23 protein-coding genes and 1 riboswitch are annotated in these 24,556 nt (G+C 59.3%); of the genes, 12 read left to right on the top strand and 11 right to left on the bottom strand.

The features are described 5' to 3' along the window. Together QKE19_RS08505 and QKE19_RS08510 are read left to right on the top strand one after the other, a co-directional pair. A partial coding sequence (locus tag QKE19_RS08505; protein WP_347890818.1) for a hypothetical protein occupies positions 1-450 on the top strand: 450 nt, incomplete at its 5' end. 126 nt (positions 451-576) lie between these two features. After that, entirely contained in the window at positions 577-1,419 is an 843-nt protein-coding gene (locus QKE19_RS08510; RefSeq protein WP_005511580.1) for a DUF4442 domain-containing protein, read from the top strand. Between the two features lie 9 nt (positions 1,420-1,428). Here QKE19_RS08510 and QKE19_RS08515 read toward each other — a convergent pair whose 3' ends face one another. From QKE19_RS08515 to QKE19_RS08525, 3 genes are all read right to left on the bottom strand, one after another. Beyond that, positions 1,429-2,202: an alpha/beta fold hydrolase gene (locus QKE19_RS08515; RefSeq protein WP_347890819.1), complete on the bottom strand. Its 774-nt coding sequence runs from the start codon at positions 2,200-2,202 to the stop codon at positions 1,429-1,431. Next, a complete protein-coding gene (locus tag QKE19_RS08520; RefSeq protein WP_336314284.1) occupies positions 2,192-2,959 on the bottom strand; it encodes an alpha/beta fold hydrolase in 768 nt (255 codons plus the stop codon). The genes QKE19_RS08515 and QKE19_RS08520 overlap by 11 nt, the downstream gene beginning before the upstream one ends. 122 nt (positions 2,960-3,081) lie before the next feature. After that, entirely contained in the window at positions 3,082-3,504 is a 423-nt protein-coding gene (locus QKE19_RS08525; protein ID WP_347890820.1) for an HIT family protein, read from the bottom strand. Between the two features lie 80 nt (positions 3,505-3,584). Here QKE19_RS08525 and purD point away from each other — a divergent pair, with 80 nt between their 5' ends. From purD to QKE19_RS08540, 3 genes are all read left to right on the top strand, one after another. Continuing rightward, on the top strand, positions 3,585-4,859 hold the full coding sequence (purD, locus tag QKE19_RS08530) for a phosphoribosylamine--glycine ligase (protein WP_070601145.1): 1,275 nt from the start codon (positions 3,585-3,587) through the stop codon (positions 4,857-4,859). 221 nt (positions 4,860-5,080) lie between these two features. Then, the gene (locus QKE19_RS08535) at positions 5,081-6,208 is read left to right on the top strand and encodes an aminotransferase class I/II-fold pyridoxal phosphate-dependent enzyme (RefSeq protein WP_256886825.1); all 1,128 of its coding nucleotides are present in this window, start codon (positions 5,081-5,083) and stop codon (positions 6,206-6,208) included. Between the two features lie 813 nt (positions 6,209-7,021). Next, on the top strand, positions 7,022-7,177 hold the full coding sequence (locus tag QKE19_RS08540) for a hypothetical protein (protein ID WP_162837147.1): 156 nt from the start codon (positions 7,022-7,024) through the stop codon (positions 7,175-7,177). Positions 7,178-7,243: 66 nt separating this feature from the next. On the opposite strand, the gene trpB is transcribed toward QKE19_RS08540, so the two are convergent. After that, positions 7,244-8,569 (bottom strand): tryptophan synthase subunit beta, encoded by a 1,326-nt coding sequence (gene trpB / locus QKE19_RS08545; protein WP_069359118.1) that lies wholly within the window; start codon positions 8,567-8,569, stop codon positions 7,244-7,246. 422 nt (positions 8,570-8,991) lie between these two features. Between trpB and QKE19_RS08550 the strand changes: the two genes are divergently transcribed. Together QKE19_RS08550 and QKE19_RS08555 are read left to right on the top strand one after the other, a co-directional pair. Continuing rightward, positions 8,992-10,422, top strand: a complete 1,431-nt coding sequence (locus QKE19_RS08550; protein ID WP_070856070.1) for a potassium transporter TrkG — start codon at positions 8,992-8,994, stop codon at positions 10,420-10,422. Continuing rightward, a complete protein-coding gene (locus QKE19_RS08555; protein WP_070833248.1) occupies positions 10,415-11,116 on the top strand; it encodes a TrkA family potassium uptake protein in 702 nt (233 codons plus the stop codon). Before QKE19_RS08550 ends, QKE19_RS08555 begins: the two co-directional genes overlap by 8 nt. A gap of 270 nt (positions 11,117-11,386) precedes the next feature. Here the strand turns inward: QKE19_RS08555 and QKE19_RS08560 are convergent, their stop codons facing one another. After that, entirely contained in the window at positions 11,387-12,145 is a 759-nt protein-coding gene (locus QKE19_RS08560; RefSeq protein ID WP_347890821.1) for a thiamine phosphate synthase, read from the bottom strand. Between the two features lie 70 nt (positions 12,146-12,215). Continuing rightward, positions 12,216-12,338: riboswitch (TPP riboswitch) on the top strand. A gap of 7 nt (positions 12,339-12,345) precedes the next feature. On the opposite strand from QKE19_RS08560, the gene thiO reads away from it, so the two are divergent. The 4 genes from thiO to QKE19_RS08580 are packed head-to-tail and all read left to right on the top strand — an operon-like array spanning position 12,346 to position 15,845. Next, entirely contained in the window at positions 12,346-13,521 is a 1,176-nt protein-coding gene (thiO, locus tag QKE19_RS08565) for a glycine oxidase ThiO (protein ID WP_347890829.1), read from the top strand. Positions 13,522-13,534: 13 nt separating this feature from the next. Further along, entirely contained in the window at positions 13,535-13,768 is a 234-nt protein-coding gene (gene thiS / locus QKE19_RS08570; protein ID WP_016421421.1) for a sulfur carrier protein ThiS, read from the top strand. Positions 13,769-13,797: 29 nt separating this feature from the next. After that, positions 13,798-14,643, top strand: a complete 846-nt coding sequence (locus QKE19_RS08575; RefSeq protein ID WP_070603984.1) for a thiazole synthase — start codon at positions 13,798-13,800, stop codon at positions 14,641-14,643. Beyond that, positions 14,643-15,845, top strand: a complete 1,203-nt coding sequence (locus QKE19_RS08580) for a ThiF family adenylyltransferase (protein ID WP_347890822.1) — start codon at positions 14,643-14,645, stop codon at positions 15,843-15,845. Before QKE19_RS08575 ends, QKE19_RS08580 begins: the two co-directional genes overlap by 1 nt. A gap of 36 nt (positions 15,846-15,881) precedes the next feature. On the opposite strand, the gene QKE19_RS08585 is transcribed toward QKE19_RS08580, so the two are convergent. Further along, positions 15,882-17,468 (bottom strand): alkaline phosphatase D family protein, encoded by a 1,587-nt coding sequence (locus tag QKE19_RS08585; protein WP_016421418.1) that lies wholly within the window; start codon positions 17,466-17,468, stop codon positions 15,882-15,884. A gap of 209 nt (positions 17,469-17,677) precedes the next feature. Between QKE19_RS08585 and QKE19_RS08590 the strand changes: the two genes are divergently transcribed. Beyond that, a complete protein-coding gene (locus QKE19_RS08590; protein WP_049193825.1) occupies positions 17,678-19,489 on the top strand; it encodes a BCCT family transporter in 1,812 nt (603 codons plus the stop codon). Between the two features lie 216 nt (positions 19,490-19,705). Here the strand turns inward: QKE19_RS08590 and QKE19_RS08595 are convergent, their stop codons facing one another. From QKE19_RS08595 to QKE19_RS08615, 5 genes are all read right to left on the bottom strand, one after another. Beyond that, positions 19,706-20,644, bottom strand: coding sequence for an amino acid ABC transporter permease (locus tag QKE19_RS08595; protein WP_016421416.1), 939 nt, complete (start codon positions 20,642-20,644; stop codon positions 19,706-19,708). Continuing rightward, positions 20,644-21,330: an amino acid ABC transporter permease gene (locus QKE19_RS08600; protein WP_042388211.1), complete on the bottom strand. Its 687-nt coding sequence runs from the start codon at positions 21,328-21,330 to the stop codon at positions 20,644-20,646. Before QKE19_RS08600 ends, QKE19_RS08595 begins: the two co-directional genes overlap by 1 nt. A gap of 19 nt (positions 21,331-21,349) precedes the next feature. After that, positions 21,350-22,291, bottom strand: coding sequence for a glutamate ABC transporter substrate-binding protein (locus QKE19_RS08605; protein WP_070429293.1), 942 nt, complete (start codon positions 22,289-22,291; stop codon positions 21,350-21,352). 15 nt (positions 22,292-22,306) lie between these two features. Beyond that, on the bottom strand, positions 22,307-23,035 hold the full coding sequence (locus tag QKE19_RS08610; protein ID WP_076773177.1) for an amino acid ABC transporter ATP-binding protein: 729 nt from the start codon (positions 23,033-23,035) through the stop codon (positions 22,307-22,309). A gap of 120 nt (positions 23,036-23,155) precedes the next feature. Continuing rightward, positions 23,156-24,427, bottom strand: coding sequence for an MFS transporter (locus QKE19_RS08615; RefSeq protein ID WP_347890823.1), 1,272 nt, complete (start codon positions 24,425-24,427; stop codon positions 23,156-23,158). Positions 24,428-24,556 lie beyond the last annotated feature (129 nt).

Consider the following 24,556-nt stretch of genomic DNA (forward strand, 5'->3'; position numbering starts at 1 on the left):
GCTGGGGTGATTTCTCTGAGAAAAATATTCTACGATAGAGCCATGTCAGAGGTGCTCTTTGTCAGTAGTTCAAACATGGGACTCTCACGCGTACTAGAAGGGCTGCTGCGGCAAGCTGCCCCGGGCCTGACAGTTTTGTCAGCAGGTATCAGCATCGATGATGATGACCGCGGTCTGGATGAAGACGCGCGGCGTGCACTCTGTGAGGTGGGGGCACGGTGCGATGGAGATCCTCATCAGCTCACGCCATCTCTCGCGGACAGTGCGGATGTGGTCATTGTTGTGGGGAAAATCGACGTTTCGGACTACATCGCACCAGATGTAGAGACGGAGCGCTGGGAATATGATGACCCGGCTGACCGCGGCATTTATGGTTATCCCCGCTACGCGCAATTGCGGGATTTCTTCACTCGGCGCGTCAATACGCTGGCGGAACGGTTTGCTGCCTAAATAGTCGCTGACTTCATAAAAGGTGGGGCGCGGGAACCGTCGTAAAGCATGTGCTGAAGCCGACACACTTTTGTTTTCGGACAATAATACCCGCGTCCGTCCGGTCAGCACCTAATGTAAGTAGTTATGTCTATTGGTCCCTCGCTGCGACGCACCCTGTACAAGCTTGCTGAGAAAGAGATGTCCCCGGCTAAGGCAAAGTTCTTGCTGAACATTTGGCCGCCGCTGTTTGGCACCGGCATCCGTATCACCGAGATTGCGGATGACTGGTCGGCAGGTCGGCTGGAGCTGCGCCTAAACGCTCTGACTGCGAATATGCATGGCGCGGCATTTGGCGGTGCGCTGTTTTCGATGACGGATGTGCTGTTTGGCACGCTGGTTATGCAGCGCCTGGACGTCAAGAAGTACGAGGCATGGACCCGAACTGGGTCGTTTGAATTTATCCGCCCAGGTAAGAACGGTGCGTACCTCGAGGTAGAGGTGCCGGATGAGATGGTCGAAAAGCTTAAGGCCGAAACTGAAGGCGGCTATTCGACGGTCGTTCCATACACCTCTGTAATCCGAAACCGCGATGGTTCCCTGGTCGGTATTGGCCAGCAGGAGCTCTACGTGCGCCGTCGCGGCCGCAAGAAGCCGCCGGCCAACCCGAATCAGCAGGATCGTGTTGCCGGTGAGAACCTTATCTCTGCTGCTCGCACTCTTGCTCGGCTGGGGATGCGCGGGGTGGAAAACCGCGATGTGCTCGTGCAGCAGGAACGCACCGCACGACGCTGCATTTCGCCAGAGTCGCGTGCAGTCGCATGGCTCCACGGCGTCCTTGAGTACGGCGATGTCACTGTCGACGACTACCGCGCCGCAGGGCTTCCCGACGTCGTCATCGAGGCCCTCACCTCCGATAACCCCTCGCCAGCTGCGCAGCAGCTGCTTGCGGATGTCGTCACCGCGCGCGAGTCGTTGACCAAGTTCTAGGTCGAAGCTCTACGCCAATAGCCGAGTGATCAGATCGATCACTTCGGGGTCTGTTTGCTGCTTCCAATGCGCAACAGACCTGCCCTCCAGCTCGGATTCGAGCAAAATAGTTCGACTGTCTGGCAGGAAGCTCTGTGCGGTATCGGACCATGGAATGACCAGACTGTCATGGTGGCTGATGACATTAATCCAGTCAGGTGCAGTTGCCTTGCGCCCGCGGAGGTGCGGGGCAGTGTTGGCGGCAGGAAGTTCGTATTTTCCTGCCGCTACCGCAATTTGATCGGCTAAAGCCTGTCCCATTAGCCAGCGGGCAAGAGACCCATTTCGCCAGCCCAAAATGCGGGAAATTCCAGTCAGATTTACGCCGCCGACAGAGCCCGAGACACTGATGACACGCCGAAACGAAAATCGCTCGTATTCAAGGTTCTCTAGGCGTGTAAATAACAGGAAAGCCAATAGCCCACCCTGAGAGTGAGCCACAATGTCGACCGTGTCCGAGTTCGTTTCAGCGCAAACTCCGTTGATATAGTCCTCGACTTCGGCGACAGAATCCGCAAGGGCAGCAGTGCCGCGGTTTCCGTAGGCCGGTACATAGACTCGGCGGCCGAGGGAACGGAGCCCGTCGGCAAGCGGTGCCCACGCGCCGGGACTATCGAGCGTGCCATGTAATGCGATAACCGGAACGGGGTCGCTGAGGTTCCCCGCTGCCGGACTCGGATTTGGCAGGGACGGACGAGCGGCTGTCGGCGGGAAGATCCGCGTTAGGAGCGGTCTATTCCGCATGCTCGGTTGGGTCAAAATCCTCGCCTACCAGCTTGAATAGTGCCTCGCGAGTAAGAGTGCGGGGACGCCAATCGTGTGCCATCTGCTCATGCAAAACGATGGCTTGAGGGAACGTGTCCTGCACATAGAGATTGGTGACCATGTCTGTGTCACCGTCATCCAAGAAACAGGACTGTGGCGGGGAAATGAGCTGGTCATACTTAGTGGCAATGCAGGTATAAGTAACGCCGGGGCCGAGAATGTCGTGGGAATTGGAGTTCAAAACCATCTTTGAGCCCGTGAGCTGTTCCAAGCCGGAAACGCCCCAGTAGCTCTGAACAAAGTTGCTCATCAGCGACCTCGTGCCGGGAATCTTAGTGATGCCGGAAGCGATGCCGCCCAGGTTGGTGCCGTGATTGGGGGCGGCAAGACAGACAACATGCTTGATGTACTTGGAAATGCGTAGAGAAAGCAGGGTGGCAATTAAGCCGCCTTGCGAGTGCCCCACGATAACGGCGTGCTTGGCGTCAGTCGCGTGCAGGACAGCCTTGATGTAGGGCACGAGCATGTCGATGGACTGATTGATGGGGTCTGTTGCACGGTGCCCAAAATCTGGCGCGAAGACAGCCCAGCCATCTTCCCGCAACTGACCGCCAAGGGTCTCCCAAATGCCCTTGACCTGGCCTGTTCCGTGCAGGAGGATGACCGGCCACGGCCGGGACTTGGATACTTTGGCTCCCCAGTTATCTTCGAAAACACCGCGCAGCGGACGGAAGATGGCATAGGGAAGCGATGCTGATCCTTCAGCTGCAGCCGGTTTATGCGCCTCCGGTTCCTGCGCTTCAGGGGCAGGGGCTACCGGAAGTTGTTCTTCCCGAAAATCCTCGTTTGAAGCGGCGATTAGCGCACCAACTTTCCGTCTTCGTCAGTCCCGAGGGCCTCCCGTAGCTTAGCGGCGGCCTCATCCATGGACTCTGCGGAAGGATTGCGATTCACCGACTGCAGGTTGTACCCGGACATATCGTGGGCAGGGAAGATATGAATGTGGGTGTGCGGAACTTCGAAGCCGGCGATGAGGTAGCCAGCACGCGGAGCGTCAAAAGCGGAGACAACAGCCTGACCAAGCTTCTGGGCAACCTCATTGAGGTGGGCCCATAGCTCAGGCGAGGCGTCCGTCCACTTGTCCACCTCTTCAACAGGGACGACCAGCGTATGACCAGGCGCAATTGGCTCGATGGTCAAAAATGCGACGACCTTGTCATCGCGGTAGACAAAACGACCGGGGAGTTCACCGTTGATGATCTTGGTAAATACTGTGCTCATGTGCCAAGGGTAACCCGAATAGCGGATTGAGGGGTTGGGTGCGATGAGAGTTATCCGGGCTGATTAGTAAGATGATTGCTATGCGCATCCTCGTAATTGGCTCCGGTGCCCGTGAGCACGCCCTGTTGTACGCAATGAGTAAGGACCCGCAGGCTACTGATCTTCACGTAGCCCCTGGTAATGCGGGTATGAGTGAAATTGCAACCATGCATCCACTGGTCGTGGATGACCCCGCTGGCGCTGTTGCGCTGGCCAAGGAAATTGGGGCCGATTTGGTTGTTATTGGCCCTGAGGTTCCGCTGGTCGCGGGTGTCGCAGACGCGCTGCGCGACGCTGGTTTCGCAGTCTTCGGACCGAACGCTGATGCAGCTCGGATTGAGGGGTCCAAGGCTTTCGCTAAGGACGTCATGAAGGCGGCTGGGGTAAAGACCGCCTCGGCAGAGGCCATTCAGCCGGAGGCCTCCGACGAAGACATCGAGGCCGCCATTGACCGCTTTGGCCCGAACTGGGTCGTGAAGGATGACGGTCTGGCTGCTGGCAAGGGCGTTGTGGTCACTAAGGACCGCGCTGAAGCTCTCGAACACGCAAAGGCGGTGCTGGCAGCCGGTAACCCGGTGCTGCTGGAGTCCTTCCTGGACGGCCCGGAAGTTTCCCTGTTCTGCCTGGTCGACGGCGAAACCGTCGTCCCGCTGTTGCCGGCTCAGGATCACAAGCGCGTCGGTAATAATGACGAGGGGCCGAACACCGGTGGCATGGGTGCTTACAGCCCGCTGTCCTGGCTGCCGGAAGGCGCAACTGAGCGCATTGTCGCCGAGGTCTGCGAACCGGTCGCTCGTGAAATGGCTGCTCGCGGCTGCCCGTTCCAGGGTCTGCTGTACGCGGGTCTGGCCTGGGGCGAGGACGGCCCGGCTGTCATTGAGTTCAACTGCCGTTTCGGTGACCCGGAGACCCAGGCCGTGCTGGCGCTGCTGGAGTCCCCGGTGGCGCAGCTGCTCAACGCCGCTGCTACCGGAACATTGGCGGACTTCGGTCCGCTGTCTTGGCGTGATGGTTACGCTCTGACTGTTGTACTGGCCGCTGAAGGCTACCCGGTATCGACTCGCACGGGTGATGTCATTGAAGGTGCAGAGCCTGGCCGCGAGGAAGATGGCATTCTCCACGCTGGTACTGCCCGCAACGCTGCAGGTGAGCTGGTCTCCGCTGGTGGTCGTGTGCTCAACGTCATCGGCGTTGGTGACACGCTGGAAGAGGCCCGCGACAAGGCGTACGAGACCATCAAGACCATTAAGCTCGAGGGCTCGCACTACCGCACCGACATTGCACTACCTGCAGTTGAGGGCCGCATTTCCATCTAAATAATGCCCGAGGTGTTTAGGCTGCACTCGGATACCTCACTGGTGCACCCACCCGGGTTGAACTGGATTTCCCGGGTGGCCTCGGTGGCTGCAAAGATGAAGGTATGCACGCCGAATCTCCGCAGTCACCGCAGCCGTTAAACTCCTCGCAGTCACCGCAGGCATCCCAGCCCCAGCGCAACCTAGCATCCCGCCGCTGTGAGGTCGCACCCTTCCATGTGATGGATGTTCTCGCGCTCGCACAGGAGCGTCAGCGTACTCACGGTGACGCTCTATTCCTCTGCGTGGGACAGCCCGCGACCGCGGCCCCGGCTGCCGCGATTGCCCGTGCGCGTGCTGATTTAGAAAATCAGGTTCTGGGCTACACAGCGGCCGTCGGCACGCCTGAGCTGCGCGAAACCATCGCCGCCTGGCATCGTGAAAACTACGGCACGGCCACGGAGGCTGCTGATGTTGTCATCACTACCGGTTCTTCCGGCGGTTTCGTGGCACTCTTCCTCGCAGCGCTCGACGTCGGCGACGATATTGTGCTCGCGCGCCCGGGCTATCCCGCATACCGCAATACGCTGCAGGCGCTCGGCGCCAACATTGTTGAGATTGACTGCGGTCCCGAGACTCGTTTCCAACTCACTGCCCAGCACCTGGAGGCACTTCCGCGCGTGCCCAAGGCCGTGATTGTCACCAGTCCGGATAATCCCACTGGCACCATTATCGATGCCGACGAGCTGCGTGCCATTGCGAAGTGGTGTGAGCAGCACGATTGCCTGCTCATTTCCGACGAGATTTATCACGGCATTACTTATGGCCGACAGTGTGCGTCTGCACGCGAGTTCTCCGACGCGGCGGTCGTGGTCGGCAGTGTCAGTAAGTACTTCTCGATGACCGGCTGGCGCGTCGGCTGGCTAATCGTTCCCAAGTGGCTGCGTGCGCCGCTTGATCGCCTCGAAGCCAACCTCACTGTCTGTCCACCGGCAATTTCGCAGGCAGCGGCGGTGGAAGCGTTCAACTCCGAGTCCATTGCCGAGCTCAATTCGCACGTGACGCGTTACGCACGCAACCGCGACGTTTTGCTCGAGGGGCTGCCCCGCGTCGGTCTCGGTAATATCGCTCCGCCCGACGGCGGTTTCTATATCTATGCCAATATCGCAGGGCTTTACGACGACCCGAACTCCGTCGACTCCATGACATGGGCACGGGAACTGTTGGCTGCAACGGGCGTGGCCGTTGCCCCTGGAATCGACTTCGACACAGAGAACGGCCATGAGTGGGTTCGCCTCTGCTTCGCCGGTGAGACTTCCGAGATGGAAGAGGCTGTTCGGCGTATTGGGGTATTTACTGGTCGTCGTTAAAGCGGCTTTAGTGGCGCTCACGGTGTGATTTACCTCACCCTTTCAGGGGTGTTTTTCAGCCGGTCGAGATAGGGAGCTCGACGGGCGAATCGCTGCTTTAAATCCTCTACCGGCGGCCACTGGTAGAGCCGATGTTGGGGCATTCCTGGAAGGAGCCGTTGGGCCTCTGTTTTCTTGATCGCCCGTTCGCTCTAAAGGCGGAAAAACTGCCTCAGATTGAGGGCTCTGTGGCTGCAGTCACATCAAGTGAGGCTGGGGTTGGGGCGATAGTGGAGTGGGGTGGGCTTCGTGGCAGCATCTTTGACAGCCGGCAGCTCTGTCGGTGGTCTATTTCCGCTGGCAGGGGGACCCTTTTTCTTTAATTGCCGATGGGGTTGACCTCTGAGGAGTTGACGGCTATCCCCGCACGGGGTGACGATTGAGCGCGGTGTGTAACTCATGTTCAACGATGGTTGCAAGCGCTTTTAGTGGGGATAGTTTATGTCCGACCGAAAGATGCTTCCGCGCCCTGTTTTTGGCTGTGTAAAAGCGCGATTTTTGAAGCCGCTGTCGGGAGCGGTAAAGCGAGGCATGGGGTGGCGTTGGGGCGCTGTTTGTGGCTCAGTGCCTGAGCTAAAAAGCGTCCAAAAGTTAACAAAAGGTTAACTAAAAATAAAGTTTAGTGCTTGCCAGGTCTTGTGTTGTCGTCTACGGTTGCAAGTCATAAGTTCCAAACGGTTCGATGAAACATTGTTTCAACTGCGGAATCGCAAAGAATCGGTTGGATAAGTCCAACAATAAAGATCAAAGAGATCTTAAGAGAGGTGACCTCTGATGAACGCATTCAACGAGATTATGGATACTGTGTCCCCGATTTTCCAGGACGGCAAGGAATCCAAGCAGGATGCGCTGGCATCGCTGCTTGCCGAAGCCATCGTGGAGGCGAACCCGAAGCAGGGCATCGCCGCCGACGATCGCCGTGCTGCCTAACAAGAATTAGCTTTGGTCCGATTCCTGCTAGGCAGCTAGTGGGGAAGCAATCCCTACTGGTTATTCCTACTGGTTCAGGAACTCCCGGACCTGCTCCATATCCTTATCACCGCGACCCGACAGGTTCACGAGCAACAGCAAAGGCTCATCGCCTTCGTGAACCGGCAGCCCGAGCTCGCTACCAGCGGCAGGGTTGGTTTCACGGAGCCGCGCAATCTTAATGGCCTGCGCCAGCGCATGCGAGGATTCCATCGCCGGAATAATGCCCTCCATGCGGCTGAGCAACTGGAACGCTTCCAGCGCCTCCTCGTCGGTAATTCCGACATAGCTGGCGCGGCCATTCTCCTTCAGCATGCCGTGCTCCGGGCCAACGGACGGGTAATCCAAGCCCGCCGAGATGGAGTGCGATGGCAACACCTCGCCGTCGTCGGAAAGCATGACAAATGAGCGCATGCCGTGAAGGACACCAGTCTTGCCCCCATTGATGGGCGCGCCATGGCGGTCGGTGTCGAGTCCCTCACCTGCAGGCTCGACGCCAATGAGGGCGACATCGGAGTCGTCGATGTAGTTAGCAAATGCGCCAATGGCGTTGGAGCCGCCACCGACGGCTGCGATGACAGCGTCGGGAAGCTTGCCGTAACGCTCGACCATCTGACTGCGTGACTCCTCCGAGATGACCTGCTGGAATTCACGCACGATAGTGGGGAATGGGTGCGGCCCGGCGGCTGTGCCCAGCAGGTAGAAAGTGGAGTCGAGAGTCTTGCTCCACTCGACCAGTGCCTCGTCAATAGCATCCTTCAAACCGGCCTCGCCGGTGGTGACGGGAACGACCTTCGCGCCCATGAGCTCCATGCGCTCGACATTGGGGTGCTGGCGGGCGACATCGTGCGCGCCCATGTAAATCTCGCACTCAAGTCCCAGCAGCGCTGCGGCCATCGCGGTGGCCGTGCCGTGCTGGCCTGCGCCCGTCTCAGCAATGAGACGGGTTTTTCCCATGCGCTTTGCCAGCAGCGCCTGGCCGACCACGTTGTTGCCCTTGTGCGCGCCGCCGTGGTTCAAGTCCTCGCGCTTGAGCACAATCGTCGTGTTCGGCGTGGATAGACGTCGGCATTCGAACAGCGGGGTTGCGCGGCCGAGGAAATCGCGACGCAGTTCTTCCAGCTCGCGCTGGAACTCCGGATCGCTCATCGCCTCGATGTAAGCCGCTTCCAGCTCATCGAGTGCTGGCAGCAGGAACTCCGGCACTTCCTGTCCACCGAAGCGACCGAAAAATGCAGGCAAGAGGGTTTCGCGCACCTCGCCCGCGCCGTTAACGCTTGCCGACGGCACCCTGGTTGCAGTCGGTGCTGAAGCCTTAGCGATGGCATCCGCGCTGGGGTTGTAATCAGTCATTGAAGAGAGCCTTTCGTTGCTGTTGTTTATTTCAGCGGGCCCTGGTTCTCTTCGCCGAACCGATAAAAGAAAAGAGCCCGCCAGATTTATCTTCTTGCGAGCTCGTACTTGACGGGTTTGCCGTCGACATTAATGAGATGACGTGACGTTGCTCGCGGACTTAAGCGAGCCACCACCACTGTGCGCCGCACGGCGCGGGTGTGTTCATCAGGGGTGTCATCATGAATCTGACCATAACTCAAGGTTTCCGCAGTAGCCAAAGCGGGGTGGGGTGTGGGGGCGGGGATGGGGCGCGAAATGTGTACGGGATATTGCAACGGTGTCTGGGGTCGTAAAGCAGCTCCCCGCTAAGTCCCGGCATATGCAGAGGCGGAATATCAGCATTCCCCTCGACATCGCTGGCCACGAGGACTAACGTTCCGATGGTGATTACGCTGTCGCGGCACGCCACTAAATCACGTCGGGGAGTTCGTCCCACGACGTTGGTGGTGTGGTGTTATGTCGCCCTGATAACCGCTGGCACGGTTTTGTTAATGCTGCCGATTTCGGCGGCCAATAGCCATCCCACGGGGCAGTGTGCCCCGAGCCCTGGGGATATGTGTTTGCCCACGGCGCTGTCTGATGCGCTGTTCACAGCCACCTCAGCAACAAGCCTGACCGGCCTGATCACCGTAGATACGGCCACCCATTGGTCAACCTTCGGCAAGGTCGTCATCATGTTGTTGATTCAGCTGGGTGGTCTCGGGTTCATGACCTTGGCTTCACTTTTCGGCCTCTTCGTAGCAGGAAGGCTCGGCCTTAACCGCCGTGCCGGTGCCCGCGTTGAAGGCCGCGGTATGGACATGGGGGAAATCTCATGGGTTGTCCGTGCTGCTGTTAGCTTCACTCTGTTGGTGGAGTTTGTGGTCGCAGTGGCACTAACGCTGCGGTTCCACTTCGGTTATGAGTACAGCTGGGGAAGAGCTGTGTGGGAAGGCTTGTTCCATGCCATCTCCGGCTTTAACAACGCCGGCTTCGCTCTGTATACCGACAATGTCATCGGGTTCTATAGCGATGCCTGGGTGCTTTTGCCACTGGCCTTCGCCCTCATCGTGGGTGGTCTGGGTTTTCCTGTTTTGCTCGAGGCCTGGCGGCACGGCAAAGCGTGGCTTAGTGTCTGCACTCGAGGACAGCTGCCTAAACGCTGGTCGCTGACTACTCGCTTCACCATTAAAGGCACGATTCTGCTGATTGCTTTGGGTACGCTTATGGTGGCTTTTGGGGAGTGGTCCAATGCCATGTCTGGATTCACTACGGGGGAGAAGATACTCAACTCATTCTTCGCTGGTGTGAGCCCGCGTACCGCGGGGTTCAACGCGCTCGATTACGCGGATTTCCACCCGTCCACACTGCTGGGCACTGACTTCCTCATGTTCATTGGTGGCGGCACCGGTGGTACCGCAGGTGGCGTGAAAATCACGACGTCGGCAGTCATTCTCGCCGCTGTTCTCGCGGAGATTCGCGGTGACACCTCCGTGTCCGTGGCTAGGCGGCGCCTCAACCCAAAGGTGCTGCGCCAGGCCCTCGTCGTCCTGGCCTTCGGTATTGGCCAGGTATTCCTGGCAGTAATCGCCGTCAGTTTCCTAGCGCCACAGTTTTCTACTGACCAAATCCTTTTTGAAGTAGTCAGTGCTTTCGCCACGGTGGGCCTTTCCACAGGTATCACCGCTGACCTGCCGGTGGCGGCACAGGCAATCTTCATCGTGCTGATGTTCACCGGTCGTGTTGGCCCAATCGCCTTGGCGACGGCCTTGGCCGCCCGCCCACGCCAGCGCGTCTATGAATATCCGGAAGAAAGGCCCTTCATTGGCTAACTCGAAATTCAATCCGTTCGCAGGTTTCGCGGAGCATTTCTCCAACCAAGCCAGCTCTTCGCCTGTTGTCATCCTCGGTATGGGACGTTTCGGACAGGCACTCGGCGAGGAGCTGGTCGCTGGCGGTATCGAGGTTCTCTGCGTAGACCATCGCGAAAAGGTAGTCCAGGAGCTGTCTTCGACCTTCGACCATGTGGTCACCGCCGACACCACCATGCCGGAGGTACTGAAGCAGCTCGGTGTCGATGAAGCCGAACGTGTTGTTATCGCCATCGGCAGTGACATCGAGGCATCGCTGCTAACTGCATCCGCGCTGGTAGACATGGGCGTGCCCATGATTTGGGCAAAGGCCGACAACCAGGCCCACGCCAAAATCCTGGGCCAGATTGGTGTCCACCACGTCATTCGCCCGGAGGCCGACACCGGTCGTCGTATTGCGCACCTCATCGGCGGCAAGGTCCAGGACTTCCTGGAGTTCGACCGCGATTACGCAGTAGGCAAGGTCGCGCCGCCAATCCACTGCCTGGATAAGACGGTGGCGGAGATTAACCAGAGCGCACCGATTACGGTTGTCGCCGTACAAAAGCGCGGTCAGCGCTTCCGCCCTGCGCTTGCCGACGACCGCATTTCCGCAGGTGACCTGTTGATTGTCTCCGGCGCTATTCGGCAGTTGGAGACATTCGCCGGAGAGTAACAGGAAGCGACGGAGTCCGTGCACGCGGGGCTTCGTCGCGATGGAAATCAACAACCAACAGTGTGGAAAGGCGGGGTCCACGCCCAGCTCAACGGGCTGCAAATGTGAAACTGTGCGAGTTTATGACGCTTTCAGGCCGGTAGGGTCAGGCCAATTTTGTCATAAACGCAGTCACTAACTCGCATTGGGGCGAAGTAGGGCTAAATAGCAAATGGTGCCCACCCAGCGACACGCCGAGCGGACACACTTTTGTCTATTAACCCATGAAACTCAGCGACCGCCCGCAACCACAGCGCGCAAAGCACGCGCTGCCTCTTCCGGATTTTCTGCCTCGGTCAGTGCGCGAACCACCACAATGCGCTCCGCACCAGCGGCGATAACTTCACCAGCGGTCTCGGCGTTGATACCGCCGATTGCCCACCATGGCTTGACGGGGTCACTTGCGCCGCGGTCGTGTGGGCGCACAATATCGGCCACGGAATCCTGGTGGGACTCCGCTGATCCCTGTGCCCGCACTCTCCGCACCAGTGCCGCAGCCTCACTGACCATCTCGACTCCGACGGGCTGACGGTCGGGCTTCGTCGGGGTGGCATAAACCGGACCGATTACCGCGTAATCGATGCCATCGTCGGCAAGTGAGGCGGCGAACATGTCCAGATTTCGGTTGGACCGGCCGATGAGAACCTCGGGGCCAACGATCTGGCGGGCCTGCTCGGTCGTGAGGTCTTCCTGGCCCACATGCAGAATGTCTGCGCCGGTCAGCGCGGCAATGTCGGCGCGGTCATTGACGGCGAAGAGCTTGCCGTGTTCAGCGGCGACCTCGGCGAGAACCTCTACGGCGGCAATTTCGTCGCGGGTGTCGACTTTCTTGTCGCGCAGCTGAATGATGTCGGTGCCGCCTTCGTAACAGGCGTGCAGGAATTCGCGCAGATCACCGCTGGATGCGCGCGAGTCGGTGCAGAGGTACAGGCGGGCGTCGGCAAGCAGGGCGCGTCGTGTTGTGCGAGTGGCGGCTGATGAGGCGTTCATGTCCCCATGTTAGGCGAGGTTGGGGATGCGGTGTCGTGGCGGTGAGTCCGAAGTCATATGATGGGGGAGTACCACGTTCCGCGGGAGCCGTACTCGGTATCGATGAGATGCCGCTGGCTGAGAGGGCGAGTAACGCCGACCGCTTTTACCTGATGCGGGTTATGCCGCCGGAGGGAGGAATGGCAGTGAATGCTGCCGCTATGGGTGCCGCCTCGACAACTGAGGGCGGCACAGGGGATACGTCGTCGAGCGTTGTTATCGCAGGCGCGGGGATTATCGGCTTGGCGACGGCATGGAGACTACTCCGCCAGGGATTCGATGTGACTGTCCTCGATGCCGAGCCCGTTTCCGGCGCAACTTTCGCCGCAGCTGGCATGCTGGCGCCGGTGGCCGAAGTCGTGTGGGATCAGCCGACGCTGTATCCGCTGATGGTGGAGTCGGGCAAGCTTTACCGCGACTTTGCCCTCGCCATCGCCGAGGAATCGGGCCACGATGTCGGCTACATCGAGAATTCCACGTTTGTTTGTGCGGGCGATGCCGCTGACCGGCAGACACTCAGCGAGCTCGTTGAGCTGCAGCATGACATGGGCATGGAGATTAACCGCATCACTGCCACCGAGGCGCGCCGGGCAGAACCGGCACTGGGGCCGGGCTGTGTTGGTGCGGTGGATATTCCGGGAGATCACCAGGTCAATCCGCGTCTGCTCGCCGAAGCGTTGCTGACCATTCTGGGAGACCGCGTCATCCGCACCCGCGCGGAAGAGGTTATTTACGCTTCCGATGCCGACCCCCGCCAAGCCATTGGGCTGCGCGGTACGGACCGAAATGACTACCTCGCCGATGAGGTCGTTCTGGCTGCGGGGCTGAACACTGCTGACATCGCGGGGCTGCCGGAGAATCTGAATCTGCCGCTGCGCCCGGTCTATGGGGATGTGCTGCGGCTGCGTGTACCGGAGCGCTTACAGCCACTGGTCACTCGCACTATTCGCGGTGTGGTTCAGGGGCGTCCGGTTTATATCGTCCCGCGTGCCGACGGCACCGTCGTGCTCGGCGCAACCTCGCGTGAAGATGACCTGACCGGTGTCTCCGCCGAAGGAGTCCACCAGCTACTCCGCGACGCATACCGCCTGGTGCCCGGCATTCTCGACTGCGAAATCTACGAGATGACCGCCCGCGCCCGGCCTGGCTCCCCAGACGATGTCCCCATGATTGGTCGCGTGGCTCCAGGACTGACCGTGTCGACCGGCTACTTCCGCCACGGCATTCTGCTTACCGCCATCGGTTCCAAGCTCACGGCCGATGTCGTCGCAGGTCGAGAAACTGACAACGACCCGGCGCTTCTTTCCGCCGTCAATCCATTCCGCTTCAGCGATTAGAGGAGGCTCGCTTATGTCCACCACAACACTCAATGGCGAAGGCTACACACCGGCTGCGGGGGAGATGGTCGCAGATCTCGTCGCAAAGCACACGGGGCACGCGCTTAACGACGACGGCACCGCCGCGGACGGCACCCGCCTGGGAATCGCGGTAGCCGTGGATGGCGCGGTAATCCCGCGTGCCAAGTGGACGACCACACCCGTGGCAGGCGCCATCGACATCGTGACAGCAGTTCAGGGAGGCTAGAGATGACCGCGAATTCCGCACAAGCAAAGATGTCCGCACAGGAAAATGAAACCGGGGCGGCAAGCGAAGTTACACGCGAACCGCTGCGCATTGGCGGGCTGGAGTTGAACTCCCGTCTGATTATGGGAACTGGCGGTGCGACCAGCATGGATACGCTGGAGCGCGCGCTGGTGGCTTCGGGCACCGAGCTGACTACGGTGGCGATGCGCCGTTTTACGCCCGGCACGAAGCAGAACGTTTTTGAGATTTTGCAGCGCAACAATATTGCGGCGCTGCCGAATACTGCGGGGTGCTATACCGCTCGTGACGCGGTGCTGACTGCGCAGTTGGCCCGCGAGGCGCTGGAAACCAACCTGCTGAAGCTCGAGGTCATCGCCGACGAGGACACGCTGCTGCCGGACCCGGTCGAGCTGGTCGCGGCAGCGGAGCAGTTGGTAGCTGACGACTTCGTCGTTTTCGCCTACACCAACGACGATCCGGCGCTGGCCAAGCGGCTGGAGGATCTGGGCTGTGCAGCTGTCATGCCGGCGGGTTCGCCTATCGGTACTGGCCTGGGAATTCTTAACCCACACAACATCGAGCTGATTGTGGACCGGGCGAAAGTGCCCATCATCCTGGATGCGGGCATCGGTACCGCGTCTGAGGCCGCGCAGGCGATGGAGCTTGGCTGCGATGCAGTGCTGTTGGCATCCGCAGTGACCCGTGCACATGATCCGGTGGGCATGGCCACAGCGATGCGCTTCGGCGTTGAGGCAGGACTGACTGCTCGCGAGTCGGGTCGCATCCCACGGCGTCGACTGGCCCAGGCGAGCTCGTCGTTTGAGGGAATCATCACTGAGCGCGTCAGCGGCGCACGCGAGCAGGATTCTCTGTAATGGCGGAGCAGGGTGTCAATCTTTCGGACCGCGACCTGCGCCGGTACGCACGGCACCTAACATTGCCGGGCTTTGGTGCCGAGGGTCAGCGAACTTTGCGAGCCTCCCGCGTCCTCGTTATCGGAGCTGGCGGCTTGGGATCGCCTGCGCTGTTGTACCTGGCCGGGGCAGGGGTCGGGCACATCACCATCATTGACGATGACGTGGTCGACGAATCCAATCTTCAGCGCCAGGTCATTCACCGTGAGTCCGACATTGGTCGCCCGAAGGCCGAATCCGCCGCGGATGCCGTGCGGCGCCTTGACTCCGAGGCATCGGTGACCGCAATCGTCGGCAGGTTAAGCGTCGACAATGCTGAGGAGCTCTTCGCCACTCACGATGTAGTGCTCGACGGCGCGGACAACTTCGCCACGCGCTACCTGTCCTCCGATGCCGCGGAGTTGACCCGAACGCCACTGGTCTGGGCCACAATTCTGCAGTTCGCAGGACAACTGTCCGTCTTCTGGCCCGGCCACGGCCCCATGCTTCGCGATCTCTACCCCGACATCCCCGACCCCGGCTCCGTGCCGTCGTGCGCCGCAGGCGGTGTCCTCGGCGCAATGGTCGGACAGATTGGCTCCATGATGGTCGTCGAAGCTATCAAGGTGCTCACCGGTGTCGGCAAGGTCGCCGTCGGCAAACTCGTGCTTATCGACGCCCTGGAGGCAACCACCCGCACACTGTCCTTTGCGGCCGACCCGGAGCGCGAACCCGTTTCCGACTTGACCGAAATTGCGCAGGTGTGCGCAGCTTCGTGGACCGAGGACGAGGAGGCCCCGGCGCAGAGCATGCGCAGCATTGGCCCCAACACGGCGCACGAGCTTCTTGCCGAGGGTGTGCCTCTCATCGATGTACGCGAGCCTGAAGAACACGCGGAGGCTGCCATTGCCGGATCTGTGCTTGTGCCACTCGGCGACATTCGCAGCCGTGGGTGGGCTGCTGTGAATGAGGCACTTGCACAGGCTGCCGGCGACGCTACTGAGACAGAGGGCATCATTATTCACTGCCACTCGGGAGCCCGCTCACAACAGGCAATTGAGCTGTTGGCCAGCGATACCGAGGCTGATGGCGCCATACCGGAGCTCATCAATCTGGACGGGGGCATTGTGGCCTGGCAGGCTGCGGGGCAGGAGACCGTCGTAAAGCGTGGCGGAACGCACTAATTAGTGGCTACCGCCACGCGCTGTTGAACAGTCTGCCTACGCCTGCGGCTTCAGCGTTGTCGACCACAACTCGGTGCCACGAGTGGTGAGCAGACGGACGGTCATCTCACGTGAGTCGCCGTCGATGTCGACTTCGCCGAAGTGTTGGAAATCCTGTGTGGGGTCGGCGTTGGCATTGTCCTTACCCGGTGCGTGGACGTACTCCACCTTCGGCCCGAAGGTCGAATCCATTTCGTTGGGGCCGAAAGCGCCCGCGTGGAGAGGACCGGAGACGAATTCCCAGAAGGGTGCGAAGTCGGTGAACTGTGCGCGCTCTGGGCTGTAGTGGTGAGCCGCGGTGTAGTGCACATCGGCGGTGAGCCAGACGACATTTGAAACATCTTTAATGGCGCTGAGCAGGCGGGCGATTTCACGTTCACGTCCTGCAGGTGCACCGGCGGCACCATTGGATACGCTTTCTTGATCACCATCGTCGCCGTCGGGGACGATGATTCCAAGCGGTAGGTCATTAGCAACAATCTTCCACGTCGCGCGGGAGTCCTTGAGGGAGTCGATTAACCAGTTGGTCTGCTTTTCGCCAAGGATTGGTTCTTCGGTTGTCGAGCGCGGATTATTGGAAGTGTTTTCTCCCTTGTAACTGCGCATATCCAGAATGAATATGTCTAGCAACGGGCCGTAGGAAACCTTGCGGTAGACGCGCCCATCTACAGCCATTTGTTGATCAATTGGCTGCCACTCATGGAAGGCCTGGTAGGCACGCTTGGCCAGGGTGTTGACATCGCGCTCGGTATAGCGATCATCGTCTAGGACTTCGTTGGGGTACCAGTTGTTGACTGTTTCGTGGTCATCCCACTGGACTAGCTGCGGAACCTGCGCATTGAAGGCCAAGTAGTTCTTGTCCATGAGGTTGTAGGAGTACTGGCCACGATACTCTTCGAGGGTTTCAGCAACCTTGGATTTGGCCGGAGTGACATGGTTGCGCCACACAGTGCCGTCGGAAAGCGTGACGGATTCATCCAGCGGACCGTCGGCATAGCAGGTGTCGCCTGAGTGAATGAATAGGTCTGGATTGCGCTCCATCATGGTGGAAAAGCCGGTGTATCCACCGATTTCGTCGTTAATTCCCCAACCCTGACCTGCGACATCGCCGGACCAGTGCAGGCGGATGTTGGATGCGCGGTTTGGGGCAGTACGGAAGGTGCCGATAACGGGATCAGAGCAGATTCCAGTATCTGCCTCTTCGAGCGTGACGCGATAGAAGATTTCCTGCCCCGGTTCGAGACCGACGACACGTAGACGTCCGGTGCCGTCAGTGTCTGGAGTTAACAGAGAGTTACTGCGGAATACCTTGGCATTCTGGAAGCTCTCAGTTGCAGCAGTTTCAACCACCATATGGGCGGGGCGGTCTGAGCGAGCCCAAATCAATGCGCCGTCGCCGCGGATATCGCCACTTGCAACGCCGTGGGTGAGCTGTGGCCGAGAACGCAGTAACCCTGGGGAGGCCAGTGACGGCGAACCCGGTGTAGCTGAAGCCGCAGCTCTAGAGGCATGAGCGAGCGTGACTGAAGTGGCAAGTGCGGTGGATGCGCCTAAACGTAGAGCGCTGCGACGGGAAAGCTGCATGGAGTCGAACGATAGGTTTTCCACTTTGACGTTCAGTTAAACCAGCGTGAACTCGAAGGAAAAAGTCGCAATTACAGCACAAAGGCTTAGTTATTGAGAATGACTGGGCTTCCTTTTGTAACGTAGATAACCGACTTGGGAGGAATGTGTCTTCCGAGCTGTCTTTTCTGAGACAGACAATCTAGAAGTGAAAGGCGCTGACCCCGATAATGGGATCTACACAAACGCCACAAGTAAAAACGCAAGAAAAGAAGTCGGGCGGTTTTCTTAAGAACCTGCCGACCGACCCGTTGATCTTCACGACGGCGATGGGTTTCATTGTCCTCTTTGTGGCAGTGACCATAGCGCTGGGGGATACCGCTCGGGATGCCTACTCGGCCGCTTCCGATTGGGTTACGTCTAACATGGGCTGGCTGTTCATCGGTGGTGTCTCGGCAAGCTTTATCTTCCTCATCGGCTTGTTTGTGTCCCGATACGGACGCATTCAACTTGGCGATGATGACGAAGAGCCCGAATACACCATCGCCGAGTGGTTCGGCATGCTCTTCGCCGGCGGTACTGGCTCCATGCTGATGTTCTGGGGCGTGGCTGAACCGCTCAACCATGCCTACAACCCGCCGTTCGGTCAAGAGCCGATGAGCCGCGAAGCTCAGAACACTGCGATGGCATTTACCATCTACCACCTGGGTATTCACATGTGGGTCATCATGGCGCTGCCGGGGCTCGCGCTCGGGTACTTCATTTACAAGCGTCACCTGCCGCCGCGCGTCTCCTCCATCTTCGCGCCGCTGCTCGGTACCCGCATCTACTCATGGCCGGGCAAGCTTATCGACGCCGTCGCCATCATCGGTACCGTCGTCGGTATCGCGGTATCGGTGGGCATGGGTGCGCTGCAGATTAACTCCGGTGCTGCTCGTGTAATCGGTACCCCGGAAAACTCGATGGTGCAGCTCATTCTGATTGCCATCATTATTGTGATTGCCTCGATTTCCGTGGCCCGCGGTCTGGACAAAGGTATTAAGGTGTTGTCCAATGCGAACATTTGGGCCGCCATGGCATTGATGGTTTTCGTGCTGCTCATGGGGCCGACTTTGACGCTGCTGCGCCAGACCGTCGATACGACAGGTGTCTACTTGGATGCGCTGCCTCGCATCATGTTCTGGACTGACTCTTACGACGTCAACCCGAATTGGAAACAGGGCGCCTGGACGGTCTTCTACTGGGCCTGGACAATCTGCTGGTCGCCATTTGTGGGCATGTTCGTCGCCCGTATTTCCCGCGGCCGTACAGTCCGTCAGTTCATTGCCGGTGTGATTGCACTGCCGACAATCGTGTCAATCATGTGGTTCTCTATCTTCGGCCGCGCTGGCTTCGAACTGGAAAATGAGCAGCCCGGTATTCTGACCAAACCAGTTGTCGAGGGCGGAGACCCGTCACCGGCGCTCTTTATCCTCCTGGAGCAGTTCCCGTTGGCAACGCTTGTCAGTGTGTTTGCGCTCTTTGTGATTATGATCTTCTTCGTCACTTCCATCGACTCGGCTTCGATGGTGATGGACATGATGTCTACCGGTGAGGAAAACAAGACTCCGACCTTCTACCGCGTGCTGTGGGGCGTCATGATTGGTGCAGTGGCAGCTTCTCTGCTGCTGATTTCTGGTGAAACCGCACTGGAAGCGCTGCAATCTGCGGTGATCGTCATCGGTGTACCGTTCTTCTTCCTCCACTTTGTGATGATGTACTCCTTGGTCAAAGGCATGAGTGATGACCACATGGCAGTGCGCAAGCCGGTTACCCGCCAGTGGGAGAAGACCGATACTCCAGAGAAGTTGGAGAAGCACGAAGCCGCACCCGCGCCGGGCTACGACGAAGAGGGCAATGAGCTGCCGCGCTTTGAGTACACCCACGATGAAGAGGGACGTCTGGTTATTCAGTCCGATGTGGTCGTTGAAGGTGAGTTTGAGTCTGGCGAAAAGTCGGAATCGGAGAGCCCAGAGGAGTCGGGGACGAAGTCTGAGTCGTAGGAGAGCACGGTCGCAGTAGTGCCCGGCACTTGTGGCCACGCTATTCACCTATCGTTGCGCTGTAGCGTGGCCATCAGTGAGTAGCGCATCGATAAGAGCGAAGGCAAAGGCTGTAGCCAAATAAAAACGCCGCCCAGCGGAAACCTTTAGCAGTTTCCGTGGGCGGCGTCGCTGTGTTCGTCGTAAAGCAAGTGTGGCGTTAAGCCGTGATTAGCTCTACTCGTAGGTGCCTCGGAGGTCCTTGTAGTCCTCATCGTGCCAATCCACGTTGGCCTGGTCCTTGGTGGTGACACCGACGTCAGGCTGATGCGGGACCTTCGCAATGATGTTGCGGCGGGCGCGGCCGGCGCGGAGCTGGCTTTCGATACGCTCGGCAAGGTTGGCCAGGCCGAAGTTGATGGCAATGAGAATGATCGCCACGACGACCAGCGATGGAATCATGGCGCCGTAGTACTCGCCAAGCTGGCGGCCAGAGCGGACAACCTCGACGTAGCCAATCATGTAACCCAGCGCGGAGTCCTTCAGCGCAATGACCATCTGCGAGATAATCGCCGGCAGCATGGCGGCGACTGCCTGCGGCAGCAAAATAGTGACCATCGTCTGGCGGTGGGAGAGACCCAGCGCAATCGCGGCCTCACGCTGGCCCTTCGGCAGCGACTCGATGCCGGAGCGCAGTGTCTCGCCAATGACGGAGCCGTTGTACATGGTCAGGCCAAACACAACGGCGGCAAAGCCGAGGTAGTTCGACGGAAACAGCTGCCAAAGCGCGAACACCGAGTAGGCAAACAGCATGAGCACCAGCACCGGAATGGCGCGGAAGAACTCGACAATCACCGAGCACAGCCAGCGCACCGGTGCGACCGGGCTCAGCCTGCCGACGCCCAGGAGAGCGCCAATAACCAGTGCCAACACAATAGAGACGACAGCCGCGACAATGGTGCTGACCAGACCGGGCAGAATGTATGTGGTCCAGGTTGTGGATTCGAGGAAGAACGACCATTTATTGGCCTCGAACTGGCCCTTGTCGGCCAGCTTCATTCCCACCCAGGCGAGAATCGCAACGGTGATTGCGGCCACGATCCAGGTGAGGGTTCGGTTGAAGCGCTGAGCCTTGGGGCCCGGCGCGTCGTAAAGAACTGTTGCGCGAGTAGCCATTAGCGCTTCACCGCCCATCGCTTGCCAGCCCAGCCGAAGAACAGGCCGGTCGGCAGAGTCAGAATAATAAAGCCGACAGCGATGATGCCGAAGATAATCAGGATATCGCTGGCGTAGTTTTCGGTCATGGTCTTCATCAGCAGCGACGCTTCAGCCACACCGATTACCGAGGCAATCGTGGTGTTCTTGGTCAGCGCGATCAGGGTGTTGCCGAGCGGCACGATAGCGCCACGGAACGCCTGCGGGAAGATGATGTAGCGGAAGCTCTGGCCGAAGCTAAGCCCCAGGGAGCGGGCGGCTTCGGCCTGACCGAACGGCACAGTATTAATACCGGCGCGCAGGGACTCCGCAACGAAGCACGAGGTGTAGGCAACAAACGCCAACACCGCGAGACGGAAGTTCTGCTTGACAATGAAGGAGTCATTCTCCGCAGCCAGCAGCAGCCCCAAGTTGTAGTAGAGACCCATCGAGGCCAGCAGCACAATCAACGTCAGCGGGGTATTGCGGACAATGCTGATGTACCAGGTCGACAGGGTACGTAGGATTCCCACGGGGCTCACGCGCATAGCGGTGAGAAGCGTGCCAAAAATCAGGGAACCAATTGCCGAAGCAATCGTCAGTTTGATGGTTACCCAGAAAGCCGGAAGCAGTTCCGGCCCCATTTCACTCCATAGTTCTGGATTCATTGTTTGCTCGCACCCCTTCCTACTTCTTCTCTACGAACGACAGATCGCCGATTGCCGGCTTGTCGTCGAGCTCGAACTTGTCGCCCAAATGCTTCTTCAGGATCTTCTGAAGCTCACCGGTGTCGTACAGCGACTCCAGCGCCTCATTGATGGCCTCACGGCTGGCATCATCACCCTTGGGCAGGCCGATGCCGTAGTACTCATTGGTCCAGTAGGAACCATCGGGGTTGCGCAGCTCGACCACGCGGAAGTCGTCGCCGAAGCGCTCCTTGTAGCGCTGGGCGAAGCCCGCGAGAATAGTTGCATCGGTAGTCAGGGCATCGACGACACCCTGCTTCACACCTTCCGCGCACGCGGCGTAGGTATCGAACTCCTGCAGCTGCACCTCCGGTAGAGCGTCCTTGACTTTCTGCGCTGGGGTGGAGCCGGATACAGAACACAGGCGAGTGCCCGGGGCGACGTCGTCAAGCCCCTGGATACCCTCGGAACCGCGCACCAACAGTGCCTGGTGCGTGACCAGGTACGGGCCGGCGAAGTCGACGGCAGCCAGGCGGCCAGCGTTGATGGAGTAGGTGGCGGCGATCATGTTGACCTCGCCGTTGTTAATCAGCGTCTCGCGCTGAGCGGACGGGGTCTCGCGCCACTCCATCTCGGGCACATCCCAACCGTTCTTGTTGGCGATGTACTCAATGACGTAGCGGGAAACATCGTTGTCGACGCCCGCGAACTCACGGTCCGGGGTGCGCTCGCCGAGACCCGGCTGGTCAAACTTCGTACCCAGTGTCACGTGCCCGGCTTCGATATCGGCCAGCAGGTTTCGGGGTCCGCTGCTACCGCAGGCCGCGAGGCTCATTGTCGTGGCAACAGCTACGACAGCCGCCGCAACTCGCTTGCCGACGACACCTCGGCGGCCCTGGTTGCGACTGCGTCCCCGGCCTCCTCGTAATAGTGAAAGCTTCATGGTGACCAGCCCCGCCTAGTGTCCGACGATCTTGGCCAAGAAGTCCTTGGCACGATCGCTCTGCGGGTTGGTGAAGAAGGTCTCCGGGTCGGTGTCTTCGACAATCGCACCGTCGGCCATGAACAGGATGCGGTCGGCCACGCGGCGGGCGAAGCTCATCTCGTGGGTGACGCAAACCATGGTCATGCCGCCCTTGGCCAGGTCGGTCATGACATCGAGGACCTCGTTGATCATTTCCGGGTCGAGCGCGGAGGTGGGCTCGTCGAAAAGCATGACCTTCGGGTCCATGGCCAGGGCGCGTGCGATGGCGACGCGCTGCTGCTGACCGCCGGAGAGCTGCGCCGGGTACTTGTCAGCCTGTTCCGCAATGCCGACACGGGCGAGCAGCTTGTCCGCACGCTCGCGGGCCTCGGCTTTGGAGATCTTGCGGACCTTCAGTGGGGCCAACGTGACATTGTCGCGAATGGTCATGTGGCTGAAAAGGTTGAACTGCTGGAAAACCATGCCAACCTCAGCGCGCAGGCGGGTGAGTTCCTTGCCCTCTTCGGGAAGAAGCTTGCCGTTGATGCGAATTTCGCCGCTGTCGATGGTTTCCAGGCGGTTGATGGTTCGACACAGTGTGGACTTACCGGAGCCGGAGGGGCCGAGGATGACTACGACCTGACCAGCTGGGATTTCCAGGTTGATATCACGCAAAGCGTGGTAGTCGCCGTAGTACTTATTCACCCCGGCAATCGAAATCATGCTCTGTGGTGTGGATGATTCAGTCATGTGAAAAAGTATAGGTGACTCACGACACATCACTGCTATCGGTGTTCCTTGTCCGATATTCACCTGTAAAAAGTGACTGCACACCAATTAGTTCTAAAGATCCACGCGATGGCGCCTCGCAACAGGCTTGCGGCCATGCACGAACCAGTAGAAGACGGCCGCGAGAACCACCACGACCGCCAGGCCTGCGTACATCTTGTCGAAGCCCATAGTGGCGGCTACCGAACCAAGCACGATTGGGCCGAGGCCGATGCCCGCGTCGACAAGCAAGAGCAGCGTCGAGATGCCCGTGCCCAACTTGTGCGCCGGCGCCAGGTGCACAGAGATGGTCTGGCAGGCCGGCATCAGCGTGCCGTAGCCCAGGCCGCAGAGCGCACCGGCGGCGATAACGTGCCAGTCAGCGCTAGCGAAAGCCAGAACAAGCAGTGAGATGGTGAAGCACACCAGGCCGATGGCGATGACGGGGTTGTCGCCGCGGCGATCTTGTAGGCGTCCCAGTGAGAAACGCGCCGCCATCATCGCCACCGCATAGGCGATGAAGAAGAAGCTGGCGCCTCTAGTCAGGCCGCTCAGCTGCGAGTATCGGTTCAGAAATGTAATCACGCCCGCATACGCCAGGCCGATGAGCAGCATGAACAGGCCGATTGGCACCACTCTCGGCGTCATGATGTCATCGAAGGAAAACGTGCGCTTCGTCTCGCTTGCCGACGAATCCTCGGTGGCCTCGTCCTTGGTTGCCGCAGTGGTGGGCTCGTTGTGTTGTGGCAGAAAGAGCGCCAGCACCAGTCCGACAATGGACAGGCCGAGGGCTGTGGCAAAGAGGACGCTGTAGCCGACCGAATCAATAAGGGCCAGGCCGAGAGCTGGGCCAATCGCTGTGGCCAGGGTGGTGCCGAGCGAGATATAGCCAGTACCCTCTGCGCGGCGCGAAGCCGGAATAGCGGTCTGGGCGGCGGCCATCACGGCGGTGGAAGCGAAAGCGTAGGTCAGGCCGTGGATGATGCGGATTGCAATCAGGACCGGCAGGGATGCGGCCCACATGTAGGCGGCACAGGCTGCCACGATGACAGCGAGCGAGCCAAGCATGATTCTGCGACCACCGAAGGTGTCCACCAAGTAGCCGGAAAAGAGGCGAGCGATGGTGGCACCGACCACGAAAGAACTGGCGGCGAAACCACCGGCGGCATCGGAGGCGGAGAAGCGCTGGACGGCGTAGAGTGCCATGACTGTGATTGAAAGGTAGAACACCAGGTACATGCTGAAGTTAATCAGCCAGCTGATGATGAACGCGGGGGAGAAGAGCTTGTCTTGCCCGTGCTGCTCGTCCTGTTTGTGCCTGTTCTGTGTGGTCGTATGCGTTGTCATGCTGAAGATACGGTCTCTTTTCTCGTTTGAAAACGATCGTGGAATTAGTGCTGTGGTAAAACTGCTTCCCGGCATTTGTATCGTGCAAAAATGCAGTTAGGGGTCGAATTATAACAATTGGTTTGTATG

Origin of the sequence: Corynebacterium sp. c8Ua_99 (genome assembly GCF_039907185.1) — a bacterium.
GTDB lineage: Bacteria > Actinomycetota > Actinomycetes > Mycobacteriales > Mycobacteriaceae > Corynebacterium > Corynebacterium jeikeium_D.